This is a genomic window from Bacteroidia bacterium (genome assembly GCA_023228875.1).
GTDB lineage: Bacteria > Bacteroidota > Bacteroidia > NS11-12g > UBA955 > JALOAG01.
This window is the reverse complement of the sequence record JALOAG010000036.1, coordinates 1-7,607: the sequence shown is the minus strand read 5'-3', so window position 1 is coordinate 7,607 and position 7,607 is coordinate 1. Positions and strand designations below refer to the sequence as shown.

The window sequence follows — 7,607 nt, the reverse complement described above, 5'->3', positions numbered from 1 at the left end:
TTTCCTATTAAATAATCTTTAAACTCTTTGGGACTATGGCTGCTAATGCTCTTTGGCCAATTAACAGTCACATCCAAAATCTTCTTACCAACAACATCTGCTTTGTTTAAATCACCAACCACAGTCTCTACTTCAGGTAACTCAGGCATCTATTTTCTCCCACACATCAATGTCTTAAATGTATGTATAAATATTGTAAATGACAATATAGGTTTTATTTTAATCATTTAACTACCCAATTTTAATAATTGCTTTAATCGATTAAATAAATGCTTGACAATTTAAAAATGTGGTGTATTCTGAGATTAGAGGGCCAGAAAATCGATTAACTAGCCAGTTGTTGTTACTTTTAAGGAGAAAGTCTGATTTGAGAGTTACTATTAAGGATGTTGCAAAGAAAGTTGGTGTATCAACTGCTACAATCTCAAATGTGATTACAGGGGCAAAGTATGTACGTGAAGATCTAAAAGAAAGAATTCTTCACGAAATGGAAGTGATGGGATATCAACCCAATGTTATTGCTCGAAGCCTAAAAGTAAATAAGACAATGAGAATTGGTGTTATTGTCCCCGATATTACTAACCCTTTCTTTAGTGACATCATTAAAAGAATTGACTCCATAGTTAGCAATGATGAGTACCAACTTATAGTTTGTAACGCAGAAGATGACATTAAAAAAGAACAAAAATTATTTGAATCTTTTATGAAAGGGGGAGGGGTTGATGGTCTAATCATGATAGCCCCTAGGATGGGCGAAGAAGATTTTTATTCTACAATCCCAATTCCCCTTATAATTGTTGACCGTCCTGCATTTTATAAATCTATCAACGATACAGCATATGTTTATACTGACAACTATCAAGGAGCTGCTTTAATTGCTAACCATTTTATTGATAAAGGGTATGAAAAGTTTGTTTGTATTGCTGGTCCAAAATCTGTGCCAAACGCCGATTTAAGATATTCAGGATTTGTTGATACTTTAATTGAAAAGGGGATAAAGCAAAACAACATAATTGTGGTAAGGGGAGAATTTAACTTCACTAGTGGATATGAGTCTATGAACAAAGTTTTAGATAGTCTTGATCTAAAAACAACTAAACCTGCATTTTTTGTAGGAAACGATATTGCAGCATGGGGTGCAATTGAGGCAGCAAAACATCGTTCTTTAGAAATCCCTAAAAATTTAGGGATAGCTGGGTACGATAATATATATTTTTCAAACTTCATCGAAAGGGGTTTGACGACTGTAGATAACTCAACTGAAAATATGGGTAAGGAGGCAGGTACTATAATGTTAAAGAGATTAGCTAGTGGAAAACAGATGAGTAGAAAGCAGATTATGTTAGATTCGCTTTTGATTGAAAGAAACACAGTGTAGATTTTATTTTTTATCATTTAATCGATTAAATAAAAGATTTAAGGAGTACAAAATGAAAAGATCAGGAATTCAAAACAGAAAATTATCAGAGATGGTAGCAAAGATGGGGCATGGGGATATGATTTTAATTGGAGATGTTGGTTGTCCATTCCCTGCTCATGACTTAACTGAAGTTATTGATTTAGCAGTTACAGATGGAATACCCAAAGTAGAAGAAGTTTTAGCTGCTGTAATGAGTGAGTTGGTTGTCGAAAGTTACATTGTCTCAAAAGAGACAAAAGAGGTTAACCCAGAACATTACAAAACATTCACCGACATTATCCACTCATACGATAACAAAGGAAACAAAATCAAAGAGAAAGTAATGGACCATTATCCTGTTAAAGATTTGTGGTTAACAGGTGCTTTAGAAGGGGAGCAAGTAAAAGCTTTTGTCCGAACTGGAGAGAGAAGTCCATACGCTTACATTGTATTAGTAGCTGGAGTTGATTTTTAAATTAAAAAGGAAAGGACAATGCAATTATCTAAACCGTTAGAAACTATTTTTGAAAACCCTAAACCAGTAATTGGCATGGTTCATTTAAGACCTCTACCTGGTTCTCCTTTGTATAACCAAAAAGATTTAGGTATGAAAGAAATTCTCAAAATAGCAATTGAAGAGGCAAAAATATTGGAGGATGCTGGGGTAGATGGAATACAAGTTGAGAATATTTGGGACTACCCATATGCAAAAACTGGAAAAATTCCTCTTGAAACAGTTGCCTCATTAGCGGTCGCCGCCCATGAAGTTCGTTCAAATGTAAAAATACCAATTGGTGTTAACGCCCATATGAACGGTGGAGTAGAAGCTTTAGTTAGTGCAATTGCATCTCAAGCACAATGGATACGCGTTTTTGAGTGGTGTAACTCCTATATTTCACAAGTTGGATTTGTTGATGCAGTAGGTTCCGAAGTTGCAACTAAAAGATCTCATCTAGGGGCACATCAGATAATTAGCATGTGTGATGTCAATGTTAAACACGGTTCTCACTTCATAATTAGCGATCGAAGTATTGAGGAGCAGGCTCGAGATATAGAGCAACAGGGGGGAGATGTCTTAATAGTAACTGGCTTTGAAACCGGAACTCCACCAACAGCTGAAAAAGTTGAGTTGGTTAAAAAAGAGGTTACGTTGCCTGTTATTTTAGGCAGTGGAGTAAACACAAACAATGTTCAATCTTTGCTTCGAGTTTCTGATGGGGCAATAGTGGGCTCTTGGTTCAAAAAAGATAATCAATGGAAAAATAGAGTTGATTTTGAGCGGACAAGAACATTTATGAAGGAAGTTGAACTTTTAAGGAGCAACCTGAAATGAAAAAAATAGTTTGCATGGGAAGTGTAAACATGGATTTAGTTATGTTTGCAGAGAGTATCCCAATTCCTGGACAAACCTTAGTGACCGACAATTTTCAAACTTTCCCTGGAGGAAAGGGGGGAAATCAAGCTGTTGCAGCTTCAAAATTGGGAGCAGATGTAACCTATTTTACAAAATTAGGGACCGATAGTTTTTCTGAAGAACTAACAGCTGTTATGTCCTCTAGTGGTGTAAATATGGATCGTAATATCCAACTGAAAGGTGGGACAGCAGGTATTGCAATGATAATGGTTGATAAAAATGGTCAAAACTCAATTTTATTTACCCCTGGTGCAAATGCTCAACTTACTCCGCAAGATGTATTATCAAACAAAGAAGTGTTTGAAGAGTGCGATATTTTGTTAATTACTTTAGAGATCAATGTTGATACAGCTTATGAAGCGATTAAGTTGGCTAAATCTTTAGGCAAAACTGTAGTTTTAGATCCTGCCCCTGTTCCCCAAAAACCTATTCCAAAGGAGATTGCTAGAAGTGTTGATTTTGTTAAGCCAAATGAAACTGAGGCTAAATCAATAACCAACATAGATGTAGTTGATTATGAGAGTGGGGAACTAGCTTTAAAAGCACTTGTAGATTATGGATTCGCTTCTCCAATGATTTCGATGGGAAAAATGGGTGTTTTAACTATTGATCAAAATGTTGTTAAGCGATTGCCTGTAGTTGATTTAAAACCGGTTGATACAACAGCTGCCGGAGATGTTTTTCTGGGAGGCTTTGTTGCTGCCTTATCAAAAGGGTGGGCTTTCTTAGATGCAATAGAGTTTGCCCAAACAGCTGCAGCTATAAGTGTCACAAGAAAAGGTGCTCAATCCTCAATACCCAATTTAGATGAGGTTAATCAGCTATATAAGAAAAGTAAAAAATAGGTGGTAATTCAATGAAAAAACCTGTTTTAGAGCTAAAAGGAATTGATAAGCACTTTGGAGGGGTACACGCCCTTAAAAAAGTTGATTTTAACCTTGTTGAGGGAGAAATCCATGCTCTGTTAGGAGAAAATGGGGCAGGTAAATCAACTTTAATTAAAATAATCACAGGTGTACACAAAGCTGATTCAGGCTCAATGGAAATTGATAATAAAAATATCTTAATTAACAACCCTGTCGAAGCTAGAAAAGAGGGTATTGGTGTAATTTACCAAGAACTCAGTCTAATTGAAACTTTGAGTGTAGGAGAAAATATTTACTTAGGGAATGAGAGCCAATTTTTGAAAAAAGGGTTTTATGACCGAAAAGCATTATACAAGAAAAGTGAACAACAACTTCAAAGGTTCCAAATTGATATTAATCCTAAAGAGAAAGTCTCAAACTTAAGAATGGGACAAAAAAGGATAATAGAAATTGTTAAAGCGCTTGTTCTAAATGCAAGAATACTTTTATTGGATGAGCCAACTACTGGAATGAGTCAAAAAGAGATTGATACACTTTTTGAAATTCTTGACTTACTACGAAAGCAAAAAGTAACAATGATTTACATTAGCCACTATCTAGAAGAGGTTTTTAGAATCTGTGATAGGGCAACTGTCTTAAGAGATGGGAGGCTAATTGACACTTTCGATGTTAAAAAGGTTAAGCACTCAGACTTAGTGAAAGCTATGATAGGGCAAGTTATTTTCTCAAATATAAAAAAAGAGAAAAGAGATTTTGAAGCAGTACCTACTTTGTTAAAACTTGATGACTATCAAACAACATTAATGAAAAACAAAATTTCTTTAGAAGTAAAAAAAGGACAAATATTTGGTGTTACTGGGATTATTGGGTCAGGAAAGAGTGAATTGGCCCACTCACTTTTTGGTGGAGGACACCAAATTAGTGGAAAGATACTATTAAAAGGAGAGCAAATAAAAATTAACTCATCTCGAGACGCTAAAAAGTATGGATTAGCTTTTATTCCTGAAGATCGTAAAAGTGAAGGACTATTTTTAAATAGCTCAATTTTAACAAACTTTCTGGTAGTAAATGTTAATGAATCTTTAACTAAATTTGGAACTTTAGACACTCCTAGAATAGAAAAGTATTCATTAGAAATGGGAGAAAAACTAAGATTACAACCTCTAAATTTAAAGATGCTTGCCGGCAATCTTTCTGGAGGTAATCAACAAAAGTTAGTAATTGGGAAGTGGTTGTTAACAAACCCCAAGTTGATAATAATGGATGAGCCAACCAGAGGAATTGATGTTGGTGCTAAAGAAGAAATCTACGAACATGTTAGAACTTTAGCTGAAAGTGGAACCTCTGTACTGCTCCTCTCTTCTGAATATCAAGAGCTAATAAACATATGCGATTCAATCATGATTTTGCACCCTACTGGTGTCGCTGGTCCATTTGATCCAAGAGAAACCACAGGGGAGAAAATATTGTCAATTTCATTAGGAGTAGATTAGATGGAGAATAAAATTAAACAAACAGCTAAAGCAATTTTAAAACGGGAGAGAGTTAGCTCTGCTTTATCAAGTGAACATGGTCTTTTAATAATAATGGTTGTTCTGATATTAACATTCTCCTTTTCAACAACATCTTTTGCATCAGTGAATAACCTGCTAAACATTACTAGACAAGTTTCTATTGTTCTTATTGTTTCATTGGGTATGCTTAGCGTTGTCTTATCAGGTGAAATTGACCTCTCTGTAGGCTCTGTAGCTGCTTTTGCTGGAGTTACAAGTGCAATTGTTATGATAGGGACAAATTCAGTCTTTGTCGGTGTAGCTGTAGCACTACTATTTGGAATGACCATAGGCTTAACAAATGGATTGTTGGTTGTCTATGGAAAAATCCCCTCATTTATTGTTTCACTTTCTATGATGTGGATTGTGCGAGGGATGGCCCTTGTTTGGACAAGCGGAAGAGCTGTCTCCAATCTACCGCGCTCCTTTGCTTTTCTAGGTGCTGGCTATATAGGTGTAGTTCCTGTCTCAACTATTTTGTGTGGAATTTTAGTAATTATTGCCTATATCGTGCTCCATAAAACAAAGCACGGAGTCTATTACAAATCTATCGGTTCTAATCTAGAAGCAGCAAAACTTTCAGCTATCCCAATAAAACCCTATAAAATTTCGGTCTTCATTGTCAGTGGAGCACTAGCTGCCTTAGGTGGAATTATCACAACAAGTAAACTTCTCAGCGCACAGGCGATTGCAAATGAGGGGATGGAGATGGATGTTTTAGCAGCTGTGATTCTTGGAGGCGCATCTCTATCTGGAGGAATAGGTACCGTTATTGGAACTTTAATAGGAGCATTAACAATTGGGATTATAAATAACGGTATGAATCAATTAGGAATTAGTGCCTTTTTTCAACAAATAGTTAAAGGGACAATTATTTTAGTTGCTGTCCTTATTCGTCAAAGGAATAAGAAATAAATATTAGTTCGGAAAAATCCGAAAGTAAGGAGTTAAAAATGAAAAAGATTTTATGTCTACTTCTTGTTGTCACACTAGTGACTGGAGCTCTTTTTGCTGCTGGTGCCAAAGAGGAAAAAGCACCAACACTAGGCTTTGCAGTTTCAACATTAGCAAACGATTTCTTTGTCACTATGAAAGAGGGGGGAGATGCCCAGGCTAAGGTTGAAGGGTATAATTTAATTACCCTTGATGCCCAAGACTCCCCAGAGCTACAAACAAACCAAATTGAGGATCTACTTAACCGGAAAGTTGATTTGTTGATTCTCAACCCAGTTGACTCAGATGCAGTAGGAACATCGGTAGAAGCAGCTAATAGGGCAGGTATTCCTGTTATAACTGTCACTAGAGCAGCCTCTTTTGGTAAAGTTGAACAACACTTGGATATTGATAACAGAGAAGCTGGCCAACTTGTAGCAGAGCAAATGATTAAAGATCTTAATGGAAGAGGAAAAGTTGCAATGTTAGAGGGAATCCCTGGAGCCTCTTCAACAAATGATCGTAAGGGTGGATTCGTTGATACAATCAAAGGGACAAACATTGATGTTGTTGTCTCTTTGACAGCAAACTACAACCGTGAGCAAGGTGCAACAGTTATGGAGGATATCTTACAAGGATACCCAAATCTAGATGCAGTTTATGCCCACAACGATGAAATGGCACTAGGTGCAGTTAGAGCAATAGATGCTGCTGGTAAAACTGGTAAGATTAAAGTTTATGGTGTTGATGCAGTTGATGATGCCCTTAAAGCTGTTGAAAATGGTGAGATGGCAGCAACAGTTCAACAACAACCTGCTTTACAAATGAAAATGGCTGTACAAAACAGTGTAAAATTCTTAAAGGGAGAGAAGATTGAATCTCTTATAAATATTCCTTTAAAACTTATTACTAAAGATACACTTTAAAACCTTTATTCACCCCCAATTTTTAAATTTGGGGGTGAGTTTCCCCTAAATCAAATAAAAAGAATCTCTTTTGTTTGCCTAAATATCATTTTATGTGCTTTATTAGAGTATGAGGATTGCTAATGGATGAAGATTTAGATTTAAAAGCCCTAGAACTCCAATTAAGGGGCTTCAATTGTGCTCAGGCAGTTGCCTCTGTATTTGCCCCCTACGTTGGTGTTAAAGAGTCCCTTTTGTATAAACTAAGTGAAGCTCTAGGAAGGGGGATGGGCTCTTACGATGAGATTTGCGGTGCTATCAGTGGGGGACTGTTGATCTTATCCTATTTAAGTAGTGATTATGATAAGATAGGAAGCAGTAAAGAGTACACTTACACCTTAGCTCAATCTTTAATTACTCAATTTAAAAACAAAAATAAAAGTTCAATCTGCAGAGATTTAAAAGGTTTAGATAACAATATTGTGCTACGCAGTTGTGAAGGGTGTATAATCGATGCAGTGAATTTAACTAAATCAA

At 36.0% G+C, this 7,607-nt stretch carries 9 protein-coding genes; 8 read left to right on the top strand and 1 reads right to left on the bottom strand.

Features of this window, described 5'->3' with window-relative positions:
- The coding region (locus M0R38_12570; protein MCK9482568.1) for a DNA-formamidopyrimidine glycosylase at nucleotides 1-149 on the bottom strand (149 nt) is incomplete at its 3' end.
- Nucleotides 150-292: 143 nt separating this feature from the next.
- Here M0R38_12570 and M0R38_12565 point away from each other — a divergent pair.
- From M0R38_12565 to M0R38_12530, 8 genes are all read left to right on the top strand, one after another.
- Nucleotides 293-1,378, top strand: a complete 1,086-nt coding sequence (locus tag M0R38_12565; protein ID MCK9482567.1) for a LacI family transcriptional regulator — start codon at nucleotides 293-295, stop codon at nucleotides 1,376-1,378.
- A 52-nt stretch (nucleotides 1,379-1,430) separates the two neighbouring features.
- A complete protein-coding gene (gene rbsD / locus M0R38_12560; protein ID MCK9482566.1) occupies nucleotides 1,431-1,874 on the top strand; it encodes a D-ribose pyranase in 444 nt (147 codons plus the stop codon).
- 18 nt (nucleotides 1,875-1,892) lie between these two features.
- Entirely contained in the window at nucleotides 1,893-2,732 is an 840-nt protein-coding gene (locus M0R38_12555; protein ID MCK9482565.1) for a BtpA/SgcQ family protein, read from the top strand.
- Complete coding sequence (gene rbsK, locus M0R38_12550; protein ID MCK9482564.1) at nucleotides 2,729-3,658, top strand: ribokinase; 930 nt, start codon at nucleotides 2,729-2,731, stop codon at nucleotides 3,656-3,658. The genes M0R38_12555 and rbsK overlap by 4 nt, the downstream gene beginning before the upstream one ends.
- A gap of 11 nt (nucleotides 3,659-3,669) precedes the next feature.
- Complete coding sequence (locus M0R38_12545) at nucleotides 3,670-5,172, top strand: sugar ABC transporter ATP-binding protein (protein ID MCK9482563.1); 1,503 nt, start codon at nucleotides 3,670-3,672, stop codon at nucleotides 5,170-5,172.
- A complete protein-coding gene (locus tag M0R38_12540) occupies nucleotides 5,173-6,147 on the top strand; it encodes an ABC transporter permease (GenBank protein ID MCK9482562.1) in 975 nt (324 codons plus the stop codon).
- A gap of 38 nt (nucleotides 6,148-6,185) precedes the next feature.
- A complete protein-coding gene (locus M0R38_12535) occupies nucleotides 6,186-7,091 on the top strand; it encodes a substrate-binding domain-containing protein (GenBank protein ID MCK9482561.1) in 906 nt (301 codons plus the stop codon).
- Nucleotides 7,092-7,213: 122 nt separating this feature from the next.
- A partial coding sequence (locus tag M0R38_12530; protein MCK9482560.1) for a C-GCAxxG-C-C family protein occupies nucleotides 7,214-7,607 on the top strand: 394 nt, incomplete at its 3' end.

Coding starts and splice junctions, on each gene's coding strand:
- rbsD (MCK9482566.1), top strand. CDS start 1,431: ATGAAAAGATCAGGAATTCAAAACAGAAAATTATCAGAGATGGTAGCA.
- M0R38_12555 (MCK9482565.1), top strand. CDS start 1,893: ATGCAATTATCTAAACCGTTAGAAACTATTTTTGAAAACCCTAAACCA.
- rbsK (MCK9482564.1), top strand. CDS start 2,729: ATGAAAAAAATAGTTTGCATGGGAAGTGTAAACATGGATTTAGTTATG.
- M0R38_12545 (MCK9482563.1), top strand. CDS start 3,670: ATGAAAAAACCTGTTTTAGAGCTAAAAGGAATTGATAAGCACTTTGGA.
- M0R38_12540 (MCK9482562.1), top strand. CDS start 5,173: ATGGAGAATAAAATTAAACAAACAGCTAAAGCAATTTTAAAACGGGAG.
- M0R38_12535 (MCK9482561.1), top strand. CDS start 6,186: ATGAAAAAGATTTTATGTCTACTTCTTGTTGTCACACTAGTGACTGGA.